The 1,003-nt window shown below is 56.1% G+C and carries 1 rRNA gene; it reads right to left on the bottom strand.

Annotated features, from left to right (window positions below):
• A 16S ribosomal RNA gene (locus tag QWY74_RS12920) occupies positions 1–1,003 on the bottom strand; the annotation flags it as partial.

Here is a 1,003-nt window from a genome sequence, read left to right as displayed (position 1 = left end):
ACCCCAGTCATGAACCACACCGTGGTGATCGCCCTCCGAAGTTAGGCTAACCACTTCTGGTGCAGTCCACTCCCATGGTGTGACGGGCGGTGTGTACAAGGCCCGGGAACGTATTCACCGTGCCATTCTGATGCACGATTACTAGCGATTCCGACTTCACGGAGTCGAGTTGCAGACTCCGATCCGGACTGAGACCGGCTTTATGGGATTAGCTCCACGTCGCCGCTTTGCGACCCATTGTACCGGCCATTGTAGCACGTGTGTAGCCCTACCCGTAAGGGCCATGATGACTTGACGTCGTCCCCACCTTCCTCCGGTTTGTCACCGGCAGTCTCCTTAGAGTTCCCGACCGAATCGCTGGCAAATAAGGACAAGGGTTGCGCTCGTTACGGGACTTAACCCAACATTTCACAACACGAGCTGACGACAGCCATGCAGCACCTGTCTGTGCGCTCCCGAAGGCACCAAGGTATCTCTACCAAGTTCGCACGATGTCAAGGGTAGGTAAGGTTCTTCGCGTTGCATCGAATTAAACCACATGCTCCACCGCTTGTGCGGGCCCCCGTCAATTCATTTGAGTTTTAACCTTGCGGCCGTACTCCCCAGGCGGTCGACTTAGTGCGTTAACTGCGCCACAAAGGTCTCAAGGACCCCAACGGCTAGTCGACATCGTTTACGGCGTGGACTACCAGGGTATCTAATCCTGTTTGCTACCCACGCTTTCGTACCTCAGCGTCAGTGTCAGTCCAGAAGGCCGCCTTCGCCACTGGTATTCCTCCCGATCTCTACGCATTTCACCGCTACACCGGGAATTCTACCTTCCTCTCCTGCACTCTAGCCTGACAGTTCCGGATGCCATTCCCAGGTTGAGCCCGGGGCTTTCACAACCGGCTTACCAAGCCGCCTACGCACGCTTTACGCCCAGTAATTCCGATTAACGCTTGCACCCTCCGTATTACCGCGGCTGCTGGCACGGAGTTAGCCGGTGCTTCTTCTGTGAGTG

This window comes from Halomonas almeriensis, from assembly GCF_030409235.1.
Taxonomy (GTDB): domain Bacteria; phylum Pseudomonadota; class Gammaproteobacteria; order Pseudomonadales; family Halomonadaceae; genus Halomonas; species Halomonas almeriensis.
Note: the sequence above shows the minus strand (reverse complement) of the source record. Positions and strands in the feature narration are given on the sequence as shown.